The organism is Bradyrhizobium sp. Arg816, assembly GCF_029989365.1.
GTDB lineage: Bacteria > Pseudomonadota > Alphaproteobacteria > Rhizobiales > Xanthobacteraceae > Bradyrhizobium.
In genome coordinates, this window is sequence record NZ_JAPRAQ010000005.1 from 408,364 (window position 1) to 434,325 (window position 25,962).

At 62.0% G+C, this 25,962-nt stretch carries 18 protein-coding genes; 4 read left to right on the forward strand and 14 right to left on the reverse strand.

The window, feature by feature from the left end; all coding sequences use genetic code 11:
- The 3 genes from OWC48_RS15880 to OWC48_RS15890 are packed head-to-tail and all read left to right on the forward strand — an operon-like array spanning position 1 to position 2,827.
- Positions 1–1,188 (forward strand): ABC transporter permease, encoded by a 1,188-nt coding sequence (locus tag OWC48_RS15880; protein WP_282520831.1) that lies wholly within the window; start codon positions 1–3, stop codon positions 1,186–1,188.
- On the forward strand, positions 1,185–2,366 hold the full coding sequence (locus tag OWC48_RS15885; protein WP_282520832.1) for an ABC transporter permease: 1,182 nt from the start codon (positions 1,185–1,187) through the stop codon (positions 2,364–2,366). The genes OWC48_RS15880 and OWC48_RS15885 overlap by 4 nt, the downstream gene beginning before the upstream one ends.
- A gap of 11 nt (positions 2,367–2,377) precedes the next feature.
- A complete protein-coding gene (locus tag OWC48_RS15890) occupies positions 2,378–2,827 on the forward strand; it encodes a hypothetical protein (protein ID WP_282520833.1) in 450 nt (149 codons plus the stop codon).
- A 24-nt stretch (positions 2,828–2,851) separates the two neighbouring features.
- On the opposite strand, the gene hemA is transcribed toward OWC48_RS15890, so the two are convergent.
- From hemA to OWC48_RS15945, 11 genes are all read right to left on the reverse strand, one after another.
- Positions 2,852–4,078, reverse strand: coding sequence for a 5-aminolevulinate synthase (gene hemA / locus OWC48_RS15895; protein ID WP_282520834.1), 1,227 nt, complete (start codon positions 4,076–4,078; stop codon positions 2,852–2,854).
- A 79-nt stretch (positions 4,079–4,157) separates the two neighbouring features.
- A complete protein-coding gene (locus OWC48_RS15900) occupies positions 4,158–5,393 on the reverse strand; it encodes a CaiB/BaiF CoA-transferase family protein (protein ID WP_282520835.1) in 1,236 nt (411 codons plus the stop codon).
- 11 nt (positions 5,394–5,404) lie between these two features.
- The gene (locus tag OWC48_RS15905; protein ID WP_282520836.1) at positions 5,405–6,346 is read right to left on the reverse strand and encodes an alpha/beta fold hydrolase; all 942 of its coding nucleotides are present in this window, start codon (positions 6,344–6,346) and stop codon (positions 5,405–5,407) included.
- A 25-nt stretch (positions 6,347–6,371) separates the two neighbouring features.
- A complete protein-coding gene (locus OWC48_RS15910; RefSeq protein WP_282520837.1) occupies positions 6,372–7,166 on the reverse strand; it encodes an enoyl-CoA hydratase-related protein in 795 nt (264 codons plus the stop codon).
- 63 nt (positions 7,167–7,229) lie between these two features.
- Positions 7,230–8,447, reverse strand: coding sequence for an acyl-CoA dehydrogenase family protein (locus OWC48_RS15915; RefSeq protein WP_282520838.1), 1,218 nt, complete (start codon positions 8,445–8,447; stop codon positions 7,230–7,232).
- Positions 8,448–8,694: 247 nt separating this feature from the next.
- Positions 8,695–9,660 carry a 3-hydroxyacyl-CoA dehydrogenase NAD-binding domain-containing protein gene (locus OWC48_RS15920; RefSeq protein ID WP_282520839.1) on the reverse strand — a complete coding sequence of 322 codons (966 nt, stop codon included), beginning with the start codon at positions 9,658–9,660 and terminating at the stop codon, positions 8,695–8,697.
- A gap of 1 nt (position 9,661) precedes the next feature.
- Positions 9,662–10,591 carry a 3-hydroxyacyl-CoA dehydrogenase gene (locus OWC48_RS15925; RefSeq protein ID WP_282520840.1) on the reverse strand — a complete coding sequence of 310 codons (930 nt, stop codon included), beginning with the start codon at positions 10,589–10,591 and terminating at the stop codon, positions 9,662–9,664.
- Between the two features lie 163 nt (positions 10,592–10,754).
- Complete coding sequence (locus tag OWC48_RS15930; protein ID WP_282520841.1) at positions 10,755–13,190, reverse strand: PAS domain S-box protein; 2,436 nt, start codon at positions 13,188–13,190, stop codon at positions 10,755–10,757.
- 71 nt (positions 13,191–13,261) lie between these two features.
- Entirely contained in the window at positions 13,262–14,167 is a 906-nt protein-coding gene (locus tag OWC48_RS47065) for an AraC family transcriptional regulator (RefSeq protein ID WP_282520842.1), read from the reverse strand.
- Between the two features lie 259 nt (positions 14,168–14,426).
- Positions 14,427–15,332: an AraC family transcriptional regulator gene (locus OWC48_RS15940; protein WP_282520843.1), complete on the reverse strand. Its 906-nt coding sequence runs from the start codon at positions 15,330–15,332 to the stop codon at positions 14,427–14,429.
- A 134-nt stretch (positions 15,333–15,466) separates the two neighbouring features.
- On the reverse strand, positions 15,467–15,844 hold the full coding sequence (locus OWC48_RS15945) for a helix-turn-helix transcriptional regulator (protein WP_282520844.1): 378 nt from the start codon (positions 15,842–15,844) through the stop codon (positions 15,467–15,469).
- Positions 15,845–16,011: 167 nt separating this feature from the next.
- On the opposite strand from OWC48_RS15945, the gene OWC48_RS15950 reads away from it, so the two are divergent.
- The gene (locus OWC48_RS15950; RefSeq protein ID WP_282520845.1) at positions 16,012–18,696 is read left to right on the forward strand and encodes a LuxR C-terminal-related transcriptional regulator; all 2,685 of its coding nucleotides are present in this window, start codon (positions 16,012–16,014) and stop codon (positions 18,694–18,696) included.
- On the opposite strand, the gene OWC48_RS15955 is transcribed toward OWC48_RS15950, so the two are convergent.
- From OWC48_RS15955 to OWC48_RS15965, 3 genes are all read right to left on the reverse strand, one after another.
- Positions 18,693–24,245: an ATP-binding sensor histidine kinase gene (locus tag OWC48_RS15955; protein WP_282520846.1), complete on the reverse strand. Its 5,553-nt coding sequence runs from the start codon at positions 24,243–24,245 to the stop codon at positions 18,693–18,695. The two genes, OWC48_RS15950 and OWC48_RS15955, sit on opposite strands and share 4 nt — an antisense overlap.
- A gap of 282 nt (positions 24,246–24,527) precedes the next feature.
- Positions 24,528–24,896 (reverse strand): response regulator transcription factor, encoded by a 369-nt coding sequence (locus tag OWC48_RS15960; RefSeq protein ID WP_282520847.1) that lies wholly within the window; start codon positions 24,894–24,896, stop codon positions 24,528–24,530.
- 72 nt (positions 24,897–24,968) lie between these two features.
- The gene (locus OWC48_RS15965; RefSeq protein WP_282520848.1) at positions 24,969–25,598 is read right to left on the reverse strand and encodes a response regulator transcription factor; all 630 of its coding nucleotides are present in this window, start codon (positions 25,596–25,598) and stop codon (positions 24,969–24,971) included.
- Positions 25,599–25,962: the final 364 nt, after the last annotated feature.

The window sequence follows — 25,962 nt, forward strand, 5'->3', positions numbered from 1 at the left end:
ATGCAACGCCGTGACCGCGAGCGCCCGGGCTTTTCGCTAGTGTTCTGGCGCGAGCTCGCCTGGTTGCGGCGGCGTCCATTGCTGCTGATGCTGACCGTCGCACTGCCGCTGGTCCTAATGCTGCTCCTGACAGCGATTTTGAGCGCGGGCCTTGCCACCCGGCTACCGATTGCTGTCCTTGATCTCGACGGTTCCGAGTTGTCCCGCTCCGTCATCCGCGCGGTCGACGCTACCCCGGATACTGCCGCGGTGCTGCACGTCGCCGAACTGTCCGAAGGGCGGCATCTGATCGTGGCGCGAAAAATCCGCGGTTTGTTGCTGCTGCCACGCAATCTCGAGCGCGATGTCTTTGCCGGCCGGCGCCCGGAAGTCGTCTTCTTCTACAACACGCAGACTTTCACCGTCGGCAATCTGGTGCTGCGCGGGGCCAACGCGGCCATACCAACGGTCGCTGCCGGAATCCGGATATCGCTACGGACCGCCGAAGGGCAGCCGGTGGAAGAGGCGCAGGCTGCGATCACTCCGATCCCGTTGCAGACGCATGCGCTGTTCAATTCGACGCTCAATTATGTGCACTTCCTGCTGGCTGCCCTGCTCCCGGCGGTGCTGCAGACCGTCGTGGTGACGACGATGGCCTATGCCGTCGGCCTCGATGTCGAGACCCGTCATCGCTTCGCGGTGTTGCGGCGCCTCGGCGGAGGTCTGTTGCCCGCGATGTTCGGAAAGATGCTTCCCTATACCATCCTGTTCCTGTCGATGCTCGGTGTCGCCGATGCCGTGCTGTTCAAGGTCCTTGAGCTGCCGTTGCGGGGCGAACCGGTCGTGCTCGTGCTTGCCGGCTTCATGTTCGTCCTAGCGTGCCAATTCATCGGCGCGCTGCTGGCACTGTTGCTCCGGCCGGTCGCCGCGGCGGTGAGCATTGCGACGCTGCTTACGGCGCCAGCGTTCGGCTTCATGGGCATCGGCTTTCCCAGGCTCGGCATGAACCATTTCGCCTACGGCTATGGCGAGCTATTGCCGGGCACCTGGTACCTGATGGCCCGGATCGACCAGACCATCCGGGGAACACCGATAGATTTGTCCTGGAAGCCGGTGCTCGTGCTGACCGGATTCGTCATCGTGCTTGTCATCCTGACGGCGCTGCGGGTTCTGGCGATGCGCCGCCACATCCAGGGAGATGGGCCATGAAGATGTTGCTGGCTGTCTTCCGCAACGAAATCAGCCGGCTGTTCTCTCTGCGTCCGGTGTTATCGGTGATCGTGGTTGCCGCCGGCGTCTATGCGGTGTTCTACCCACAACCGTATCTCAACGAAGCGCTGCGCAAGGTTCCGATTGCGATCGTCGACCAGGACCGCACCCAGACCAGCCGCCTGTTGGCCCGGCTGATCGATGCGACGCCGGATGTCTCTGTCGCCGAGGTGCTGCCGGACATGCCGACCGCGCAGCGCGAGGTCTACACGCGCAGGATCTTCGGGATCCTGCTGATCCCGCAGCATTTCGAGCGGGATCTGCTGCACGGCCGCGCTTCTCCGATCGCGCTCTATGCGGATGCCAGCTACTTTCTCATGTATCAGCGCATGAATGGCGCGGTGACAGCCGTCTCCCGCACGCTCGGGACGAATTTCGAGATCGCGCGCCTGGTCAATCTTGGCGTCGACCCGCCCGTGGCGGCCGCGGCGACCGATCCGATGCCGTTCGTTCCGGTGCCCTTGTTCAACCCGCAGGGCGGCTACGCGACCTATATCCTTCCGGCCGCCTTCGTCCTTATCCTCCAGCAGACCCTGTTGATCGGAGTGGGACTGCTCGGCACGATGCCGGGCGGCATGGTGGCGATGGCTGGAGGCGCGCGCCTGCGGTTGAGCGATCGGATCTTCGACTCGATTGGAACGGTCGCCGGCAAGCTGCTTGCTTACCTCGTTGTCCATGTCGTGATCGTCTCGGTTTATTTGATTGGTCTGCCATATCTCTACGGCCTTCCGCGGCTCGGCTCGGTCGCGACCGTTTTGGCCATTGCCGTGCCGTTTTCACTGGCTGTAGGTGCTCTTGGGCTCGTCGTCGCTGCCATCTTCCGCAAGCCGCTAGCCGTTCAGCTCGTGTTTGCGGCGATCGGTTTGCCGTTCTTCTTTCTCGCGGGTTTCGCCTGGCCCGCCGAGGCAATGCCCATCGCTGTGAGGTGGCTGGCGCACCTGTTGCCGAGCACGCTCGCGATCGACGGCCTGGTCGATGTCGCCCAGCTCGGCGCCAGCCTGTCCGATGTCCGCAGCGAGTTTCTTGGCCTCTGGCTACTCGCGGCCGGCTATGCCGCCATTGCCGTGATGATCGAGTTCAGCAAAAGGCACCGCGCGCCGGATACCGCACTCGCTTAGGGATCACCGCAATGGATGCCTCGATCATTTCGGCCTTGGCCGCTCTCACAGGAACCGCTGTTGGCGGATTGACCAGCGTGCTTGCGAACTGGCTCAGCCACCGGCTCCAGACCCGCGCCCAATGGTTGTCACACGAGAAGAACCGCCGGCAGAACCTGTATCGCGAGTTCATAGAGCAGGCCTCGAAGTGCTATATCGACGCCCTCCAGCATGACGAGGCCGATATCCCCGATCTCGTTGGGGTCTACGCCAAGCTCAACCGGATGCGGGTGCTGTCGAGTCAGCCCGTCATCGATAGCGCCGACCACATCACAAGGAAAATCCTTGACGTCTACCTCGAGCCCGACAAGACATTCGTCGAGCTTCGCGATATGGCGAACAACGGTACGATCGACCTGCTGCGCGAGTTCAGCCTGGCCTGCCGGATCGAGTTCGAGCAACTGGACCACGGGCGACTCTGAAACCTAGCCTGTCCGCGAAACGGTTCATTCGGCGGCGGCCGCTGCCGGAACGAAGGGCAGACGCAGCTTCCCCCAGACGTCGACCAATGCATCCCTGAGCCGGTCAATCAGCATTCCATCGTGGTACGGCGTCGGCGTGATGCGGAGCCGCTCGGATCCCCTGGCGACAGTGGGATAGTTGATGGGCTGGAGGTAGATCCCATGCTCGTTGAGCAGCAGGTCGCTCGCCTCCTTGCACAGGCGGGCGTCGCCGACCATCAGCGGCACGATATGCGTGCTGGTCGGCATGATCGGAAGGCCGGCCTCGGCCAGGACCTGCTTCACTCGCGCGGCATTGCTCTGCTGCCGCTGACGTTCACTGTCCGAGCTCTTGAGATGACGAATGGCGGCAGTCGCCGCCGCGCAGAGGGGAGGGGGCAGGGCGGTGGTGAAGATGAAGCCTGCGGCGTGGGAGCGCACTGCATCAACTAGATTGTGGCTGCCGGCAATATACCCGCCGAGGCATCCGAACGCCTTGGCGAGCGTGCCTTCGATCACGTCGACGCGGTGCATCGCACCGTCCCGCGCCGCGATGCCTGCGCCCCTTGGCCCGTACATGCCGACCGCATGGACCTCGTCGCAATAGGTCATGGCTCCGTAGCGCTGGGCGAGGTCGCAGATCCGGTTGACTGGCGCGGTGTCGCCATCCATGGAGTAAAGGCTCTCGAACAGAATGAGCTTTGGACGTGACGGCTCGGCCGCCAGCAGCCGCTCGAGTACAGCCATGTCATTGTGGCGCCAGATCTTCCGCTCGACACCGGACTGCCTGATCCCCTCGATCATGGAGTTGTGGTTGAGCTCGTCCGACAGGATCAGGCAGTCGGGAACGAGTTTCGCGATCGTGGAAATACCGGTCTGGTTCGAAACATAGCCAGAGGTGAACAGCAATGCCGCCTGCTTGCCGTGCAGATCGGCGAGCTCGTGCTCGAGCTCGACCAGGGGAGAGTTGGTGCCCGCGATATTGCGGGTGCCGCCGGCGCCGATACCGGTCCTCGTTGCAGTCTCGGTCAGCGCCTGGACCACCCTCGGATGCTGGCTCATGCCGAGATAGTCGTTCGAGCACCACATCACGATCCTGCGTGGTCCGGAGGGTGTTTTCCAGACTGCGAACGGACATTGGCCCGCGATCCGCTCGATCTCGATGAAGATGCGATAGCGTTGCTCATCGTGCAGGCGCCTGAGGGCGTCGCTGAAGAAATCATCATAGATCATGAAGGATCTCCGCATGATGCGCTGCGCCGGCCGTCATTGGCCGGCGCGGGAGATTTCTGAACAACAGCCTGGACGGCGGTCAAGCCGCGGAGGACTTATGCTCCTTGGCGCGCGGCACGGCGCCGCTGACGAGCAATCCCTCGATCCGGCCGTCGTCAAAGCCCAGCTGCTTCAGGATCTCCGTGTTGTGCTCGCCGAGTTCCGGCGCGCGTTTGGCGGCGACCTTGGTCACGCCATGGACCTGGAGCGGACTGCTGATCGTGAACGTCAGGTTGCCGCCGGCGCCTTCGAGCGGGACCACGATGTCGTTCTCGTGCAACTGCGGGTCCTTGACGACCTCGTAGGGCGCCCGGACCACACCGAAGGTGACGTGGCTATGGTCGAAAACATCGTGCCAATGCGACATTGGCTGTGCGCGGAAGACGTGGTCGAGGATCGCCGTGAGCTGTGGGGCGTTCGCCACCAGCTTTGCTGCATCCGAGAAACGGGCATCGGACAGCAGGTCCGGTCGACCGATGCCGGTCGCGAAGGCGGGCCAGTGATCCGGCGTCAGCACAATGAGGAACCAGGTTTCGTCGGCGGCCTGGTAGACGTTGAAGATGGCGTTCGGGGGGCTCTTTCGATCATGCAACGGATAGAATTGCGCGTCGCAGAGCGCAGCCTGCACCGAGACGCCGCACGCCCAGACACCCGAGGCGAGCAGCGAGGTCGTCACGTAGGAGCCTTGTCCCGTCCGCTCGCGCCGATACAGCGCGGTCACGATGGCCGAGTAGAGGCTAACCGCCGTGGCATGATCGCCGCTGCCGGAGACCGGCAGCGTCGGCGGTGCGCCAGCGTCCCGGGTGAGGGAGAGCAGGCCGCTCCGCGCCCAATAGGACGTGATATCGAAACCGGGAAGATCGGCGTCGGGTCCCTTGTCGCCATAGCCGGTAACGTCGGCGTAGATCAGGCGGGGGTTCCAGACAGCGACATCCTCATAGTTGAGCTTGAGCCGTTTGCGAGCGGGGTGAGGGGTGTTGACGATCAGCACGTCGGCCCATTTGACCAGCCGCTCGAGGATCTCGGGCGCATGCGGCGACTTCAGGTCGAGCGTCAGGCTGCGCTTGTTGCGGTTGTTCAGGTGCCAGGGATAATTGTCCTTGGCGCGCGGCTGCGGCGGAATCTTGTAGCCGATCCGCCAGGTGTCGCCGCTCGGCGGTTCGACCTTGATAACGTCGGCACCGAAGTCGGAGAGGATGACCGCGGCTCCGGGACCGGCGATGAAGCTCGCGAGATCGACGACCTTCAGGCCTGAAAAGATATTCTCGTCGGACATTTGCTGTCTCCTCAGCGTTGCAGTTCGTGTGCAAGGGAAGGCTGGCTCTTATTGACATCCAGGCGGTCCAGCACGCCGGTTATCCATCCGAGCAGGCGGGTCTGCACGTCGCGGCGGTTGGTTTCGTTGAGCATTTCGTGCCGCCCGCCGGGATAGAAATCGAACGCAATGTCGCGCAGCCCGGCGGCGCGATAGCGCTCCTTCAAAAGCCGGACGCCGGCCAGATGCTGACCGACAGGGTCTTCGCTGCCGGAAAACAGATACACAGGCAGATCGCTGCGGATCCTGGCGAGCGCGATCGGATCCTTGAGGCTCCGGGCCGCGCCGAGAAAAGACGCAAGCGATTGCGGCTGAAGGGTCGCGAAGCACAGTGGGTCGTTGATGAATGCATCGACCACTTGCTCGTTACGGCTCAGCCAGTCGAACGGCGTGCGCGCGGGCTCGAAGGCCGCATTGAGAAGATTCGTCCCAGCCGGCGCCGCGTTCGCCAGGCGCGCTAACCCGTCGAGAGATCCGGAGCCGGACAGGATCAGGCCGTCGATCTCATGGCTGTGATCTATCACAAAGGACTGGGCCGCGAACGAACCCATGCTGTGGCCGAGCAGAAACAGAGGCACATCCGGGAAGTCGTCCCGGGCGACCCCGGTGAGGCGCACCATGTCTGATACGAGGAGGTCAAAGCCGCCTGCACCGAAATCTCCGAACTGCGCGGCCGAGCGGGCGGTGATGCCATGGCCGCGATGGTCGTTGCCATAGACCGTTAGTCCCATCGATGTCAGGACATTGATGGTATCAACATAGCGCCTCAGGTGCTCGCCCATGCCATGCGCAATCTGGATCACGCCGCGGGTCGGTCCGCGGCTGTCCCAGCGCGCGCAGGCGACGCACAGGCCGTCATCGCTCGTGATCCGGAATTGGGCACTGGGAATCGTGGAGTTGGTCTCGGCTGCCATCGGCGCTCTCCCATTCGCTCGCGCATCACCGCCCGTGAAACTGCGGCGCGCGTTTCTCGAGGAAGGCGGACGTGCCTTCTTTCTTGTCCTCGGTCGCGGCGCAGATCCCGAAATAGGAGGCTTCGAGCGCAAATCCTTCGCTCTGGCTGGTGTCGAGGCCCTTGTTGGCCGCCTCCAGCGAGAATTTCACGGCGATCGGAGCATTGGCGGAAATCTGTTTCAGGATCGCCTCCGCACGCGCGATCAGATCGACAGCGGGAACAATCTCATTGACGAGGCCGATACGATGAGCCTCCTGGGCGGAGATCGTTTCGCCGGTGAGGATGAGCTGAAGCGCGCGCCCCTTGCCGACCAGGCGCGGCAGACGTTGCGTGCCTCCGCCGCCTGGCAGCAGGCCCAGCTTGACCTCGGGCTGACCGAATTTGGCGTGCTCGGCGGCGATCCGGATCGTGCAAGCCATCGCGGTTTCGCAGCCGCCACCGAGGGCAAAACCGTTGATCGCTGCAATCACCGGCTTGCCGAGATTTTCGATCAGGTTGAGCACGTCCTGCCCGAAGCGGCTGGACTCCTCGGCCTCGTAGGCGTCCACATGGGCGAGCTCGCTGATGTCGGCACCGGCGATGAAGGCTTTGTCGCCGGCTCCAGTGAGGATCACGCCGCGCACAGACGCATCGGCCTTGGCATCCTCAAACGCCTTTTGCAGGTCGATCCAGGTCGGCGTGTTGAGCGCGTTCAAGACCTTTGGTCGATTGAGGGTCACGTAGGCTATGCCGTCCTTCTTCTCGTAACGGACGTTATCCAGCGTCAGCTGATCAGCCATTGCAGTCTCCTAGCTCGGAAGCGAGGTGGCGGAAGTCCGTTTCCGCCAGTCCTCGGGGGCTGGTTACACGAAGGCGCCGATGCCGGTGATCGCCTTGCCGACGATCAGGTTCTGCATCTGGTAGGTGCCCTCATAGGAATAGAGCGCCTCGACGTCACAGAAGAAGCGGGCGACGTCGTAGTCGGCGACGATGCCGTTGCCGCCGAGCAGTTCGCGGCCCCAGGCGACGGTTTCGCGCGCCTTCGCCGTGCAGAACGCCTTGGCCAGTGCTGCATGGTGATCGCCGAGCTTGCCTTCATCGTCGAGCTGCGCCAGCCGCAGCATCATGCACTGGCAGGCCGTGAGGTTGCCAAGCATCTTGGCGAGCAGATCCTGCACGAGCTGGAACGAGGCGATCGGCTTGCCGAACTGCATGCGGGTCTGGGTATAGGCAAGCGTGTTCTCGAACGCGCCCATCTGCGCGCCGGTCGAGGCCCAGCCAACCATGTAGCGCGTCATCCGCAGGACACGCGCCGTGTCACGGAATGAATTGCCGGCCTGGAGGCGGTTGGCTTCGGACACGCGCACGTCCTTCAGCGTGATCTGGCCGTTCTGCACGACCTTCAGCGCAACCTTGTGCTCGATCTTCTCAACGCTGAAGCCGGGCGTCGTCTTGTTCTCGACGATGAAGCCCTTGACCTGGTTGTCGGCGAGGTCGCGCGCCCAGATGATGGAGAGGTCGCACCAGGGCGCGTTGCCGATCCAGCGCTTCTGGCCATTCAGGATCCAGGAATCGCCGTCGCGTTTGGCGGTCGTGGTCAGCCCGCCGCTCGCGCCGGAGCCGATCAGCGGCTCCGTCAAGCCGAAGCAGCCGATCTTCTCGAATCGCGCCATTTGCGGCAGCCATTTCTGCTTTTGCTCCTCCGAGCCATCGAGGTAGATCGATCCCATCGCAAGACCGCAGTGGACACCAAAGAATGTGCAGATCGACGGATCGACGCGTGCGAGTTCCATTGCGACGTAACCGAACTGCTTCTGGCTGCCGCCGGCGCATCCATAGCCCTCGTAGCCGAGGCCACCGATGCCGAGCTCCTTGAATGAGGGCAGTAGTTCGAAGGGGAAGGCGTCATCCGACCAGTACTTGTTGATGATGGGCTTGACCTTCGCATCCATATAGCCCCGCACCTTTTTCACGAGCGCCAATTCGTCGGGACTCAAGAGCTCGACAAGCTGGTAGAAGTCACCGTTCGGCACCGGCAGTGCCTTGGCGTCCGGCTTGCGGGCTGCAGTGGCTGTGGCCATATCGGGTCTCCTTGGATCGTTGGAAGCTAAAGGGGTGAGCGACGCGTTGCAGGCGTTGTTGGTCTCGAGGCCGAACTTGCCGTGAGGGCGATCCGCATTCTTGAAGCTGCTTGCCGTTCCAGGGACGTTTTTGCCTTGATGTAGGCGGCAGCCAACACCGCTGATCGCGGGGTTACGCTCCACATGAATTCGCCTCCGGGGGTATGCCCCCCGGAGGCGTGCGTCGGTGGTGGTCGATGGATGACGCTCAGGCGACTTTGGCCTGGCCGGTTTTGCCGACCTTGTTGCGCATTTCGATCAACCCAATCAGGATCTCGTCGCGCTCGGCGGCCAACTCCTCGATCGAACGCGTGCCGGCCTCGGCGTGAGCGCCGTCGATCAGCTTTTGCTGGAGTTCCGGTGTGAGCTGTGGCGAGCCCAAGACCTTCCACCAAGCTGTCATCGGTCCGGTGAACTGCTTGAAAAAGTGCTCGATGCCGCCCTGGCCGCCGCCCAGGTGATTGAGCATGACCTGGCCCATAATGCCCCAGCGCAGGCCAGGTCCCCAGCTCAGCGCGGTGTCGACGTCGGCGACGCTCACGACGCCCTCTGCGACGAGGTGATAGACCTCGCGCGCCAACGCCGCCTGCAACCGGTTTGCGACGTGGCCGGGAACTTCCTTGTTGAGGCGGATCGTCCGCTTGCCCATGGCGGTATAGAACTCTGCGGCGCGCCGGATCGTGTCCTCCGAGGTCTTGGCGCCGCCGACGATCTCGACGAGCGGGACCAGATGCGGAGGGTTGAAGGGATGCCCGATGACGCAGCGTTCCGGGTGCCGTTCGCAGGCTCCCTGGATTTCGCTCATGGTCAGGCCGGACGAACTGGATGCGACGATCACGTCGGGCGGCAGGAGGTCGTCGAGTTGCCGATACAGAGTCCGCTTGAAATCGATCTTCTCAGGTCCGTTCTCCTGGACCAGATCTGCACCCTTCACCGCATCAACGAGAGCCGCAGTGAAGGTCAACTTGCTCTGTGTTGCACCGGGCGCGAGGCCTAGTCGTTGCAGCGCGGGCCACGCTGCTGCAACAAAGCGCCTGAGGGCCGCTTCCGCGTCCGGCGCAACGTCGGTCGCCACAACCTCGAGACCTTTCGCCAGGAAGAGGGCGGCCCAGCTTGCGCCGATGACGCCCGTTCCGATGATGGCGACCCGACGAATGGGTTTCGGCTGCGACATATCAATTCTCCTTCGCGATTTCGGCATAGGCGATGCCGGTGAGGTTGCCCTGGGCGTAGAGGAAGTTCCGCTCGGCTGAGCCGTCGAGCCGTGCGGAGTAGATCGATCCTGCGAAATCGGTCACGAACATTCGGTCGCCGGCGACGTCGAGTGCGATGCCGATTGCTTCCATCAAATGGTTAAGCACGATCTCCGGATCCGCCGGCTTGTTGTCGATCGAGGCCCGGCTGACGGTGTTGCCGCGTGGTGCATCGCCGCGATCGGTCCAGTAGAGAACGCGGTTTTTGAGATCGAGCTCGAGGTCGATCGGCTCCGGAAGTTTGTCGAAGAACACCTCGATGTCGGAGCGATTGGCCGAAGTCTCGCCCTTTGGAATTTCGAGATTGGCGCGGAAGATGCGGCCGAGGCCGGCGTTGTCAGGTCCCTTCTGCGTCCAATAGATTTTGTTGTGTTTGGGATCGATCGTGAGGCCGACGCACCATCTGGTCTGGTCGCGGCGGTCCGTGTCACCGTGGCCGGATTCGATCAGCGTTTCCAGCAGCGAGCCGTCGAGATTGGCGCGCATCACACGCATGCCTTCACGGTCGCACCAATAGAGCTTGCCGGCCTTCTTATCGAGGATGATCTGCTTGGGTGTGAAGGTCTTGCCCTCCGCGACGATGGTCTCTCGATTCCCCCCATCGAGACCGGCGCGCTCGATCGAGCCGTCGTTCAGGTTCGGAACTCCCATGTTGGTCCAGTAGATATGGCCAGCTTCGGCATCGACGACGATCCCGTCGGGGTGCCGGCAGCCGGTCACGATGGTCTTCTTGCCCGACCCGTCGACATTCATCGAATGGATGCAACCGGCGTTCAATTCGAGGACGAACAGGCGAGGGGTAACGGTCGACGCTTTGGCGGGCGTCGCTGACGTCAAGGTGGCTTCGGGCATCTCTCACCTGTCTGGCTCATGCGCCGGCAGGGGAGCGGCGCGATCGCCAGCGATAGTGATCTAAACCGTGCGGGCCCTATTGGATGAGATTGCCGCCACCGGAATGGTTTTGTCTTTTCTCAAATCGAAGCCCGGTGTTCCGAAGACCTGCTTCGCCGGAACCTCACTGCAAGGTGACGTTCGCTGCCGGCAGGCTGAAGGAGAACCGGGCGCCACCGTGGGTGCTGCCGTTGTCTGCCTCGATTCGACCGCCATGGGATTCGATGATCGAGCGGCAGATCGATAATCCCATTCCCATCCCGCCCTCCTTCGTCGTGAAGAAGCTTTCGAACAGCCGCGGCAGATGCTCGGGTTCAATTCCCTTGCCGCTGTCCTCGACGCTGCAACGCAACACAGTGCCGTCGATCGAGGTGGTCCGCACGGTGATCTTGCGTTCTGCCACGCCAGTCTGCGCCATCGCCTGCATCGCGTTCACGGCGAGATTGACGATAACCTGATGCAGCAAGGTGCGATCCCCTAAAACGGGCGGCGCCGCGGGCGAGAAGATGTGCGAGACCTTGACGCCTCGCCATTCGACCTCATGACGGAGGAACTGCAGAGCCTCAAGGATGACATCGTGAGGCGACACGAGAACGCGCTCTGGAGCCCGTCGCGCCGCCATTTCGCGCACGCGGGCGATGATATCGGCAGCCCGCCGTGCATCGGCAAGGCTTCTCTGCGTCAGAGCACGAACTTCATCCAGGTCCGGCTCCGCGCGGTTGAGCCATCTGAGGTTGGCCTGACAATTGGTCGCGATCGCGCCGAGAGGCTGATTGAGCTCGTGAGCAATCGAGGCGGTTAATTCGCCAAGCGTCGAAACGCGCGCAGCATGTGCAAACTCGATCTGCAGCTTTTCCAGCGTCTCCTGCGTGCGAACCAGGTCCGTCAATTCGACGACGCCCGCGAGCGTAATGCCTGCATCGGTGCGAGCCGCCGTGACCAGCACGTCGATCAGGCGGCCGTCGGCGGTGTTGAGTTGAGATTTCTCCTCGAAGATGGCCTCATTCCGGAATCGGCTTTCCAGGATCCGTGCCATGGTGTCCGGTCTCGTTCGAAAACGTGGCGCGATCGGTCCTAGCAACTCGGCATGCCCCTTCGCGCCGAACATACGCACGCTCGCCTCGTTCACCTCCTCTGTGATGATGACTTGCATTGCCTGCGCGACAAATTCCGGGTGCGCCCGCAGATAAGCGGGAAAGTCCGTCACGCCGGCCGCCTTGACGTCCTTGAACATGTCTACGAGCCCACGGACATCGAGCTTCCAGAGCGAGATGGGCATGAATTTGAAGAGATGGCGGTAGCGCATCTCGCTGTCTTGCAGCGCGGTGTAAGCCACCTTGTGCTGGGTCACGTCGTTGACCGCCCCGAAAAGCTTGAGGCCACCCGAGTCTTCGGCCAACGGACGGCCGACGATGTGAAGGTTCTTGATGGTGCCGTCTGGCATTTTCAGCCGATGTTCGATGTCGAGCGGCTCGCGGTGGGTGATTGCAGCGTCCAAAGCGCGCCGCACCGATTCGCGGTCCTCCGGATGAACGCGTTGAAGTGCCATGTCCAGGGTGGGCGTTACGGCTCTGTCATAGCCATAAATCCGGAATGTCTCCTCGGACCAGTTCAGTTCGCCGGTCATGACATTCCAGCCGAAGCTTCCTGTGCGGCTCAATCGCTGCGCCTCGGACAGATAGGCGGCCTGGCTCGTCAAGAGAGCCTCTTCGGCCCGCTTGCGAGCCGTGATGTCGGTGTTGCTCTGAAGCGTGCCGATCGGTTTGCCCCGCGCGTCCCGCCGCAGGATCCATTTGCTTGCGACAAAGACCTGAGCGCCATTCCGGGTGGTCTGAATGAGTTCGCCTTCCCAGTGCCCATGGCGCCTCGATGTTTCGAGAATTTCTTCGAGAGGCGCGGGATAGACCGTCTTCAGCAACAGATGGACGACCTTTCCGACCGCTTCATCCCGCGTCCATCCGAACAGGTTCTCGGCACCGCGGTTCCAATAGATGATGACGCGGCTGGCATCTAGAACCAGCACCGCGTCGGGCGTCAGGTCGAGAAGATTGGCTTGCTCATGCTGGGCCTCGCCGAACCGGCGGGCTCTGCGCACGAACGTCGTGATCACAAACGATGTCACCAGGAATGTGGAGAGTGCCACCATGTCCTGCGCGCTGCCAACCTCAAACGAGTGGAGGGGCAGGGTGAAGAAATAGTCGAGGCAGCCAACCCCGATGACCGAGAACAGAGCGGACGTGATAAGGCCGTCCATCAATGAGAGCAGGACGATGACCAGCAGATAGACAAGGACTGCTGTGCCTGGACGATCGAAGATCTGGAGCCTGACCATTCCCCAGGTCACGGAGGCCATGAGCACGATGCCGAAGCTCCAGAGTCTGGCCAAATAACGTATGTGCTCATTGAGCGATGGCTTTACTGCTGGAACAACGAAGTCGGGTATCGCCTTCGTGCTGAGAAGGGCGGCGACAAAATCCGAGACAAAGGTCGTCGGCATGGGCTTCACGCCGGCAGGTGTCGATGATTCGACGGTCGTATCAGTCCGGCTGAGATGTTTCATGGCTGTTGCTCGTCGGTGCGAGGCGGGGATCTGGCCGGCAGGTCCGGCAATAGGACGAACCCGCTCGTGCTTTATCCCCGCCTCCACGTCTCAGGGTGTCCGCCCGTCACGCGTTTGAAGACGCGGATGAGGTGATCCTCACTGGCAAATCCGCACATCCGCGCAATTTCGGTCAGGCTGCTTTGCATGTGCCGTCGCAAGAGAAAACAGACGTGGTCGATCCGATGGCGCAACAGCCAGCCATGGGGCGTAAGACCCGTCGTCTGACGGAAGGCCCTCAAAAACGCGCTGGTGGGAAGCCCGCATTCGGAAGCGAGGTCGGACACGAAGATCTGCCCGTTCAGGCGAGAACTCAGGATCTCCTTGGCCCGCCGCTCCTGCCACGGCGCGAGGCCTGAAACGGCGAAGGAGATCGCACGGCTCCCGACACCATAGGTCTTCAGCGCATGCCCAACGGTGGCAATGGCGAGATGATCGACGAAAACCTGATCAGCTTCGTCGGGGCGACGAAATGCCGGCAGGAGCGCGGCGCCCAATCCGCCGAGGGCCATATCCTCGTCCCCGAGGCCCGGCTTGTTCGTGAATTCGTCGACCCGGCCGCAACCTTCCATGTCGGCGACAACGTCCAGCGCGGCCCGCGGCACATAGAAGTGCAACGAATGAAAGGGACTGACGCTGTTTGCGACCGGACTGGAACGCAAATCATAGATGCATACGGTGCCGGGTCGCAGATGTCCGCTCGGCACTTGCCGGTCGTCTATGAACAGGTCGTGCCTCGGGCAGTCGCGAAGCTGCAGTGTAATCAGGAAAGCGTCTTCACGCGGGATCGGTGCGGTCAGGCCGTGATTGGCAATATCGCATTTGATCTCGGTAACCGCGATCTTCGATTTCTGCAGGTTGCGCGTGACGAACGCCGGCGCGCGCTCCAACTGGAATACATCTGCAAGCTGCTGGCCATAAGCGCCCTGATCAGTCACCTGAGACTCTCCGTAAGGGTGCGATGCGTTTATTTGCACTCTCTTCCCAAAAGATGATTGGCAAATTTGTGCGCGTTTTGCCGGTTTCGGCCACGAAACGGATCGTCACCATCAATCCGAATTCGGTGTCATGTACCCGGGCTGAGCCTCGATGGTGCCCGACACGCGCCCATTGTTGTCGACCATTGAACCGCAGGATTGAAAAATGTTGCGTGGATTGTCGATTCCGACCATCGAGCCACGGTGCGAGGGATAGACGTTAGTCGCGATTTCTGCGCCAAGCCCCGGGGCTTAGGCCAACGAGATTGGCAAATACGCGTGTGAAATGGCTCTGGTCGGCGAAGCCACAGGCCAAGGCTATTGCCGAAAGCGACAGGTTCTGATCGCGCAGCAGGCTCTTGGCGAGCTCGATGCGCCGGCGCTGGAGCCACTGATGCGGTGACAGGCCCGTCGATTGTCGAAACGCACGAGAAAAGTGGCTTGCAGACAGGCCGCAGTCGTTCGCGAGATCTGCGAGGGAGACGTCGCCTTCCAGGTTCGCCGCAAGCGTCTCCTCGGCGCGCCGGACCTGCCAGGCCGCCAGTCCACCGCGCGGGTGCGTCGTCGTGGGCACCATGCCGCCATACGTCTTGGCGACATGAATGGCGACCGCCAACGTCACATGCTCGACAAACAGACGGCTCGCCTGTTCGGGGGACTCGAAAGCCGGCGCCAGCGTGCTGACGAGCGCGTGCGTCACAGCATCGTCGACGCCCACGCCCGGCTGGTATCTCAGCTCTTCGATCCTTCGTGCCTCGTTGCCTTCAGCGACCTGATTCAAGGCCGCGCGCGGAAGATAGAAGTGAACGCTGTGAAACGGATTGTTGATGTGAAATTGTGGGTTGCGCTTCAAGTCGTATAAAACGGTTTGCCCGGTCTTGAGCGCTGTGACACCCGCAATTCGGCTATCCTCGAAGTACTCATGCACGGGAAAGTCCCGTCGCATGACGGCCACCAGGAAGGCATCTTCGCACTCCAGCGAGCCGGACAGGTCGCCGAGTGGGGGGGCGTCGGCGCGAACTTCGGTTACCGCAATACTGCTGTTGCGCAACGTGCGAACAAAGGAGACAGCATGGGCCTTCAGGCGATCGCCGAATTCCTGACCGTAGGCGCTGCTCTCGTGCATAGTAGCTTGCCCCGTCGACGTCCTTGTCGCCCGGCGCGGATGCGCGACGGCAGGTCTATCTTACCCACCTCCGTACCCCCACTTCTTTACCGATCTTGCTCTGGTTTTTCAAAAAGCACGATTGAGAGGTAGCACTACTTCCGCGAGTGAGGACCGCGATTCTTGCGAAATTGTCCTGGTGCCATTCCAAAGGCCCGCGTGAAGGCGCGGGTGAAGCTCGACTGCGAAGAGAAGTTGCAAGTCAGGGCGATGTCGGCGAGGGTGGCGTTTCCCTCGGCGAGCAAGTCCTTTGCCTTTTCCAGGCGACATTCGCGGACGAAGCGATGGGGTGACTCTCCCGTCGCCTTCCGAAAGGCCCGTGCGAAGTGAAACAGGCTGAGATTCGCCACCTCTGCCAAATCCTTGAGTCGAATATCGTTTTGGAGATTGGCCGCGATGAATTGCATGACGCGCCGGAGCCGCCGATCATCGAGGGTCCGCGACGGGGGCGTCTTGTCGTCACGGATTGGCATTGTCGTCTCCTCGCTCCAGGGCAGATCACGAGCGGGGAGGTAGGCGCCGGTGTGCGGCGACGGCATCACGGAGAACCGTGAATTGCGCGATCACGGACGCAAGGCTCTGTATTGACAGAGAAAAAATGCCATCGCAGCATTCGGTCCACCCCCATCGGGAGCGCCGGATGCCGTTACTCCAGGTACGTCAGACGACAGGCCTGCGAGGCGCCCGCTTTGCGGCCCCGAGAGCGCCCGCCAATATGGTCGAACGGGTGCGCCTGGTGGCCCGGTTCGACGAAGGCTCACCGCAGGTGACGCTGATTTGCGCGCCTGCCGGATTCGGCAAGACGACGCTGATGCAGCAATTGCGCAGACGCCTTCAGGCCCAAGGCGTTGTGACCATCTGGCTCCAGGTCGAGCAGGCGGACAATCGCTTCGACCATTTTGTGCAGTCGCTCGCTGGAGCCGTGCAGGCCGCGCTCGGCCAGCCCGGAGCGAATTCCTCTCGTGAAGTCCACGCAACAGAAGCGAGCCGGACACAGGGCCAGGCAGCCGATGTCCTCGCAAGTCTATCGGTCTCCGAGACCCCTATCGTGCTGTTGCTCGATGATCTCGAACTGATCGTGGATGCCGCCGTCTGGGCGTTCCTTGAGCGGTTGCTGGTTGAGCTGGACCTGCACCATCGCGTTGTCTTCGGGAGCCGAACTAGACCGCAACTGGCCCTCGGCCGGATACGTGCCTACGGCCAGTTGCTGGAGCTTGGTCAGACCGACCTTCGCTTCACGCCCGAGGAGACCACGAAGTATCTTGAGCGGCAGAATGTCGGAGCATCGTCGATCCGTGCACTGCAACAACATACGGAAGGATGGCCCGCAGCGCTGCAGCTTGCAGTGGCGGCCTCGAGCGTCAAGCATATGGACGTACTGCAGTCTGTCTCCGGCGGTAGCGCGGCCGTTGCCGATTATCTCGCCCAGGAGGTGCTCGACAGCCGGCCGGCTTCGCAGCGCGATTTCCTGCTGCGTTCGGCCGAACTTGGGCAGTTTTGCGCCGAGCTATGCGATGCCGCATTGGAGCGAAACGACAGCAGCGCGATGATCAGCGAGATCGTTCGCGACAATCTCCTGATCACGCCGATTGACGCAGAAGAGAGTTGGTATCGCTATCACCCGCTTTTCGCCGATTTCCTGCGCGTTCGGATGGCGCGCGAGCGCAGGGACGCCCTGCAGCCGCTTCACCGGCGGGCCGCCGACTGGGCGGCGGCCCACGGATTGATGAATGAGGCGATCACGCATGCGCTCGCGGCCAGGGATCAGGCGCTCGCGGCCGATTTGCTCACGGCGTCGGCGATGGATAGCCTGCATTCGGGCCGCGTGGCCGATACTGCGCACGCGATCGCCCTGTTACCCGACGATGAGGTCTACGCCCGCCCCGCCTTGCTGCGCGCAGCCGCTTTCTCCGCAATCTTTGCGCACCGCTATGACGCTGCCCGGAGATATATCGAGCAGATCAGGCGTGCGGACGCAGCCGGCGAGGGGGCCGACGAAGAGATCGTTGCGATGCACCTGATGCTGCTCGGCTGGACCGACAGCATTCCCGACCTGCTGCGGGCAGTTGAAGAACTGCGGGCCGGTGGCGCGCCATTCGGCGGTTTTACCGCAGGGCTGGCGAGCAACGCGCGGGCGTTCTGCAATATTGCGCTTGGCAACTACGTCGAGGCGGAACGCGACCTAGCACAGGCGCGCGAGGCGTGCGAACCGCTCGATGCGTTTTATGTTTTGAGCTACAGCGCGTGCTTTACCGCTGCGATCGAGCTCAACCTTGGACAAGTCGCGGCTGCTCGCGCCACCCTCGAGGGCGCCTTCAATCGCGCCATCGCCGCCGGCCAGAGATACGGCAGCAGCGGCGCGGTCATCGCGACCTACCTCGCCGAATGCCTGTACGAGGCCAATGAGCTCGATGCCTGCCAGGCGCTCGTCGACGACTACCTGCCGATTGTAACGGAGACCGGCCTGCCGGATCACCTGGTTGTCCTGCACCGCATCGCATCTCGATTGCAATTTCTACGTGGCCGAAGCGGTTCTGGCCATGCGTTGCTCGTTCAACTCGGTGAGATAGGTGCTCGGCGCGGGCTTCGCCGGTTATCGGCAGCTGCGTGGCTCGAACGTTCACATGCGTCCCTGCGCGGCAAGAATGTCGAAGAGGCGCGGCGGGCCTTTGCCACCGGCAATGTTGCGTTCGTCTGGGACAGCTTTGGCGCGTTCAAGCCGCATGCCTCCGAGATTGATGATATCTCAATCGCCGCATTGCGATTGCAACTCGTCACCGGAGAGGCACGCCACGCGCTGCCGGAGATCTGTTCCGAACGGCAGCTTGCAGAAAATGCAGGTCGGCGACGACGGGCGCTGCGATTGCTGTTCCTGGAGGCGCAGGCGCTGGAAGCCTCAGGCCACAGGCGCGAAGCCGGGGTTGCATTCGACCAGGCCGTGATGCGGGCTGCAGAAGGCGGAATGGTGCGCGTCCTCGCTGATGAAAGCTGGGCAACGGAGCCGCTTGTGAGCCGTTCTGCGATCGCGAAAGAGCCGCGCGCAGTCAGCTTGCTGCGTGACTTGAAGGACTTCCCTGCCACTGCGGAGCCAAATGCACATTCGGATGGATCCAGCGATGTCGCGGCGAGCGCGCTTCGCCTGACCACCAGGGAGGTGCAAATCCTGCGGCTGGTCTGGAAAGGGAGCCCGAACAAGGAAATTGCTCGCCTCTTGTTTCTGACCGAAAACACCATCGAGACGCATTTGCGACGCATCTACAGGAAGCTCGGCACGCGAAAGCGGACCCAAGCCGCAGCGATGGCGCGGGAAGCGGGGGCGATCTAAACCGGTTCGGACCGGTTGCTGTGTTGCTCCGCAACTGTCGCACGGTCGGCAGGGAGCGTGAAATGAAAGGCAGCGCCTCGCGGGAGGTTCGCCGTTGCCCATATTTGCCCGCCGTATCCTTCCACGATTGAACGGCAGATGGCCAATCCCATTCCCATGCCTGCTGACTTGGTCGTATAAAACGGATCGAAGAGACGCTTGACGTTTTCCAGGGGGATGCCCGGCCCGGAATCCCTTACCGAGACAAGCACGCCGTCCGACCCGTTTGCCGAAGTGCTGATGCTTACGTCACACGAGGTGAGGCCGCACCCACCTGATGCCTGCACCGCATTCATAATCAAATTAAGTATCACTTGCTGTATTTGAGTCCGGTCCGCGTGCACGATAGGCAAGCGCTCGGCGAACTGCGTCTGGACCGAGACGCCGTTCTTCACGGCTTCTCCTCGCGTCAGCTCAATCACCTCGCGGATCGCTTCGCCGATCTCCAGCTTCTCAATCCGGGGCGGCGCGTTCCTGACAAGCCCGCGGATCCGGTCAATGATTGTGCTCGCGCGATGGCCATCTCTGGCGATCATGGCGAGCAGCTCGCGCACTTCATCCAGATTCGGCGGACGACGATCCAGCCAGCGGCGCGCCGCCTCCGCATGGAGCACCGCCGCGCCGATCGGCTGCTTGACCTCATGGGCGATCGAAGCGGTGAGCTGTCCCATGGTCGCAACGCGATTTGCGTGCGCCAGCTCTATTTGTACCTCGCGGTACCGCCGCTCGTTCTCTCTCGCCTCGGCTTCCACGAGTTTGCGTTCGGTCAAATCGAGCACGAACGCGACGCCCTGGTTTCCGGCTTGTTCGAAGGTCGCCGAACCGATCAGCACGGGCACACGGCTGCCGTCCTTGCGAAGATATTCCTTCTCATGGGGACGCGCGGTGCCGGTTGATTTCACCTCTGCAACGAACTTTGGGTCGTGTTCGCGCCATTCGGACGGAGTGAGCTCCGTCCAACGCATCCGATGGCCGAGGAGATCCTCGCGATCGTATCCGACCATGCCGAGAAACGTATCGTTTGCCTCGATAATTCGGCCTTCAAAATCCCAGATGAAGATGCCAATGATGTTTGCGTCGACGAGGCGCCGGATCTTTGCCTCCCGCTCCTGGAGATCGCTGTAAAGTCGCGAATTCTCGAGGGAGATGGCCGCCTGTGACGCCAGCAACTTCAGCACGGCGATTCGGGCCGGCGCAAAAACGTGGGGCGCGAGATTGTTCTCGAGATAGAGCACGCCGATGAGCTTGGTCTGGGTGACCAGGGGCAGGCAGAGAACTGACCGCGCCTGCCGCTGGCGGACGTAGGGATCATTGGCAGACGAGGGGTCGGCTGCGGCATCGCCGAGAATGACGCTCGCGTGGCTGCGCAGGACATAATGGAGGACGGACTCCGGCAGCGCGATCGCAGTCACGGGCTGGTCGCGCAGATGCACAATGACCGTGCCGCTGTCGCTTGCGGCTTCCGCCTCGATCCGCGGCTCGGCCCCGTGCGGAACAATCAAGAGGCCCCGCTCGGCGCCGGCCTGCTCGATGGCCGTGCGCATGAGGGTATCGATCAGTTTCTGCAAAACGATCTCGCTCGAGATGGCTTGCGAAACTTTGACCACTGTCGCGAGGTCGAGGTACTCGACGGACGCGCCGATCGTGCTCGTCGGAGCAAGCGCTGGTTGCCGTTCGCCGAGGTGCGGATGTAGCTCGTCAAGTTGCCGTACCTTGCCGTCCGCTCCCCAGCGTAGATAGCCCTGCCGCGCGTTGCGCAAATGGGCAAGCGCGCTGGTCTCGAGTCCCCGCGCAGCGCAGAAGCGCGCGGCCAGTTCGTTGGCGATCGCCTCGTTCTGGACGAACCCGTTGTCGCGCGCTGCGCGGATGGCCTGTTCGTAATAGCGCATCGCGTCAAATTCGCGACCTTCGATGCGCGCGATCTCCGCAGCCACGAGTGCCGCACGGCTTTCGAAGGTCTCAGGACAGTCTTGCGCCCACACGTCGAGCTGCCTGTGTTGGGCTATCAGTGCCTCGAAATATTGCTGTTTCCTGTCGGAAGGTGCAAAGTCCCAGAACGCCGCACATGAAAGCGCGCCATAGAAGCAGGATTCTGCCGTATCCCAATATGAACGCGGTCTCCAAAGCTGCGCGTGCGAAAAGGCATCTGCGGCTGCCGCATGGTCTCCCGCAAGATACCGCGCCTGCATCTTTCGTATCCAGTACCACCACGCGGCCAAATCCAGAGCCGGGTTCAATAAATGCTGCTCCATCTGAAGCTCGTCCAGGCGCCCATCGTCGAGGCAGCCGAAGCTTGGCGTCACACCGCGGAGCGTCCGCATGAATGCGACCTGGGCCGTTAGCATGTCTGACATGAGACCGAACTTCGCACGGCGGGTGGATTCAAGATTACGTTCAGCTTCCGCCTCCAGGTCGTCCAACCGGGCTCCTGATGCCAGGCCCAACGAGATCAAGTGAACCTGACAAAAACCAGCGAACAGCAGGTCGCTGGCCTCCTCAGCCAGATCAAGCCCGCGCTGCATCATCGAGGACGCGGCTTGGATGGGATGGGTCCAGGGCAACACGTGGTAGCCGGCGACGCAGTAGACCTTACCGCGAAAACGCGCGAATTCGTCTCGCTCGGCGAGCGCAGCGCCGAGGTGGCCAAATCGGAGGCCGTCGCGGTGGCGGCCGAAACGAGGACCAATCACACGGCTCAATTCGACGAACGCCTGGGGCGATCCATCGGAATAACCGTGGTCCAGGCTGAGGTTGGCCATGCGTAGCGCAATAAGGTCGCAAAGGTGCTTATCGGTGAGCGCCGTGGGCGGGAGGATGGCGTGCAAGATCTCCATGAGCGCCAGCAAGTCAGGGTCTTTCATTGCCGGCAGATCGGCGAGCGCCTCAATTGGACGCTCTCCGACGCGCTGACACAGGCCATCGTATTCCGCGCGAACGTCGACCTCGCCGGGACGTGTCGACCATTCGATTCCAAACCTTCGAAGCTGCTCCACCCCGACTTCGACAGCGCGATCGGTCAGGGCCAGCGTGGTATAGAGCGCGATACGCAAGCGCGTGACGACCGCGATATCGTGCGCGCGCTTGGTGTGTTGCGCGAGCATCAAAAGCCGGTTTTCGGCCGACGTCATGTTAGCGGTCAGTAGTTCGCACTCGGCCGTATCGCATTCAACGGAAAAAATGAGCTCGTAATCCTCGTCCCAACTCCGTTCGGTCAGCAATGCTCGGGCTGCGGCGAGATACGAAAGCGCCGAGGCATACGCTGTCGAGCTCTTGGCCCGTTTGCCCGCCATGAGGTTCAATGCGGCGAGGCGCTTGCGCTGCTCGTCTGACGTGATCAAGTTGGACCCGCGGTTCAGCTGATTGACGATTTCGAATGCTGCCTCCTCTCGCTTTTCCGGTGTGATGCGTTCTGCAAGCAGGTTTCCGATTCTCAGATGCGTCTCGGCGCGCAGGTTTTCCGGGATCAGGGAGTACGCCGCCTCCTGTACACGGTCGTGAAGGAAGGCGTAGGTTTGGTCGGTGCGTAAGATGAGACCCGCCCGAAGCGCGTCCCAGAGCCTGCGATGCATTTCCTCGCTCGAATGCTCGGAAACCAACTCGAGGAGGTCGAGCCCGGCGCTGTTGCCCATGCACGCGAGCAGCTGCAATGCCTGCTGGGTCTCGACCGGCAGGCGGTGCAACTTGCCGACCATGAGGTCCACCACATTATCGGTGTGACCCTTGGCGCGGATCCTGTCGAGGTCCCAGGACCATCGACCGGCACCATAATCGAATGTGAGCAGATCCTCCTCTACGAGCGAACCGATGAATTGAATGGCGAAGAATGGATTGCCCTCCGTCTTCTCGTAGACAAGATCTGCAAGTGCGGCGCCCCGTTCCGCTTCGCAGCGAAGAGCGTCCTCGATCAACCCTGCGAGATCCTCGTGGCGAAGCGGCGCAAGGTTGATCTCCTGCACGGGCGCTCCGGATTTCCGGATCGCATCGAGCTTGCGCGCTAGCGGATGCGAAGAACCGACTTCGTTGTCCCGGTACGCCCCGATCAACATCAAGTGGCGCATATCCGCCTGGGTCAGAAGATCCTCGATCAGACCGAGCGTTGCCGAATCGAGCCATTGCAGGTCGTCGAGGAACAATGCAAGCGGATGCTCAGGTCTCGCGAACACTCCGATAAATCGCCGAAAGACGAGCTTGAATCGACGTTGGGCATCCTGCGGTGGAAGGTCAGGAACGGGCGCCGTTTCTCCGATGATGAGTTGCAAATCAGGAACAAGGTTGACGATGAGCCTGCCGTTCGGGCCCAGCGCCTCATGAAGTGCCTCGCGCCATTTGCCCAGCTCCTTCTCGCTCTTGCTCAGGAGGGGACGCGTAAGGTTCTGAAAGGCCTGCGCCAGCGTCGCATAGGGGATGTCGCGCTTGTGCTGATCGAACTTGCCCGCGCCGAGAAGCCCGCGCGGCGGCACGAGCACTTTGTGCAGCTCGTTGACCACCGAGGACTTGCCGATTCCGGAATAGCCGGAGACCAGAACCAGTTCCGGAACGCCGCCGCCCACGATGCGATCGAAGGAGGCGAGCAAGGCCGCCACCTCGCGTTGACGTCCGTAAAGCTTCTCGGGAATCAGGAGCCGGTCTGGTATGTCGTGTTCGCCGAGCGAAAATTGATCGATGCGATCCTGTGAATCCCACTCGGAAAGGCAACGCCGAAGATCGCGCTCCAGCCCCGCTGCTGTCTGGTAGCGCTCCTCGGCTGTCTTGGCGAGCAGCTTCATGATGATCTGGGAGATGGGTGCCGGAAGAGCCGTCAACCGGGCGCTTGGCGGCGCGGGCTTTCTTGCGATATGGCAATGAACCCACTCCAGGGGGGCGCTCGCCGTGAACGGCAGCGCGCCCGTGAGCATCTGGTAGAGCGTTACGCCAAGGGCGTAGAGGTCGCTGCGGGCGTCGATCGAACGGTTCATCCGTCCGGTCTGTTCGGGCGCCATGTAGGCGAGCGTCCCGGCAATCACTTCCGGCGGCGAGGGTGCTTGACGTTCGCGTGGCAGGCGCGAGGCGATCCCGAAACCGGTCAGCCAGATCTGCTTGGTCGCAGGATTGACGAGCACGTTGGCTGGCTTGATATCCTTATGAATGATGCCTCGATCGTGTATCTCGCCAAGGGCGGCCGATAAGCCGATTGCGAGCTGTAGGAACGACCCCAGCTCCATGGGCTGGCCTAGTTGCCGGTCGAGCGGTTGGCCGCCGGGGTCATCGAGCAAAAGCACGGTGCGGCCGTTCTCTCGCACCAGCGCACGGGGGCGTACGACCGACCGACAGCCCAGCTCATCTTGGAGTTCAAATTCACGAATCAATCGATCAACGAGCGCAGGCGCCGGATGATCTGAGGTCAGGGCGATCGCCAGCACTGCATCTTGAGGATGGTCAGCATCGTCGCGCCGTCCCCTGCAGAGGATACGCCCTCCGTCCTCCAACAGCACCTCGACGTCAACCAGCCCGGGCAATGGGTAAGCCGTCACTGAATTCACACCCCATGCAGTCCCGTTGGGAGCGGCTAAGCCTCGCGACGGCACTGTTCAGCTCAATGGCTGTAAGTCGACGCTATCGCTGCCAACCCGGGCATCTAGACCCTCCGGAGGACCGTGGCATGCGAACCTTTGCGGCGGATTGTCAAATTCAACCATGATTTTCAAGAACCCAGCAAAATGTTACCGCCGGCCACCCTCGCTTGACCGGAGGCTGCGTGAAGCAAGGTCGACGGCGGACACATCGTCACAGCCGACGTGACCTCAGCACCCGGACTAGGCTCCAAGAGCTTTCTCCAGGCAACCGACGAGCGTTTCCGCTTCAAAAGGCTTGCGAAGGAAGCACGTCACCCCGCTCGAGATGGCCCGCTCTTCGAGATCGGGCTCCGTGCGCGCAGTGATCATGATCACCAGCATGTCGCCTGCGCGCTGGCTGAGCTGCTGCTGGAGTTCGAAGCCGTTCATCCCGGGCATCTGGATGTCGGTAATTGCGCAAGTAAACTGCTCGAGCTCACAGGATGCGAGAAATTCCTCAGCCGAGGGAAATGCGCGAACATTGTAGCCGAGCGAGCGGACGAGCCCAACCAGCGCATCGCGCATCGAGGGGTCATCGTCGACGATCGAAATCAGATGTTCGTTCGTCATACTGCAGTTCCTATCGGCTCGGCTCAGCCAGCCCTTGCTGACTGCTGCGCCCGTCGCAATGCAAGCGTCCGTTCAACGCGATTTGTCCTTCAGTGCATCCGCCATCCGAACCAGGTCGGCCAGCGAGTGGGCGCCCATTTTCCTCATGGCCGCTCCCCGGTGAATTTTGACCGTCACTTCGCTCAAATGGAGCTCTGCGGCGATCTGCTTGTTCATCTTGCCCGCGGTCACCAACGCCATCACCTCGCGCTCCCGCGGCGAAAGCGCCGCATACCGATCGGAAACCGCACCGGCATGGTTTTCGTTGGCCCGCCGCAGATGGTCGCGCTTGATGGCCGCAGTGACCGCGTCGATCATGTCCTGGTCGCGGAACGGTTTTGCCAGGAAGTCGACCGCGCCGGCCTTCATCGCACGAACGGACATCGGTATGTCGCCATGGCCGGTCATCAAGACCACCGGCAAGTGTATTCCGAGTGCCACTAGCTCTTCCTGAAAATCCAGTCCGTTTGCGCCCGGGAGGCGAATATCGAGCACAATGCAGCCGGGACTGAGCGATTGCTCGGCGTTAAGAAACTCCTGGGTTGAGCCATAGGTCCGTGCGGCCAGCCCGACCGTCCGGAGCAGGCTGGCAAGCCCCAAGCGCAGCGAGTCATCGTCATCGACGATGTGAACGACAGGGAGCGCGTCGGAGGCCTGGGGCATTCCTCAAATTCCACCAGCAGGATCAGTGTCCATACCACGACGCGGGCAGCGTCATTATCACACGAAAGTATTATCGAGGGTCGGGAAAGCCCGCCGCCTCTGTGAAATGGTCGACCGCCCCATGCGGGCGTGGGTGGTAAGGCGTTATGCCCCCGATCCGAAGCGCGGTCGTTTTTGTACGAAACATGCGGGATTTGTACATGGCGATCATCGATTGGTGTCGTCGGCGGAGCACCGCGACCACACACTCACCACAAGGTGTGAGTTGACCCAGACCCATGCACGATTGTCGCACGGCAACGAGTCCCCCATCCTTGCCGGCGTGATGGCAATGAGCGTTGCAAGAACAGACACCGCCGGAAGA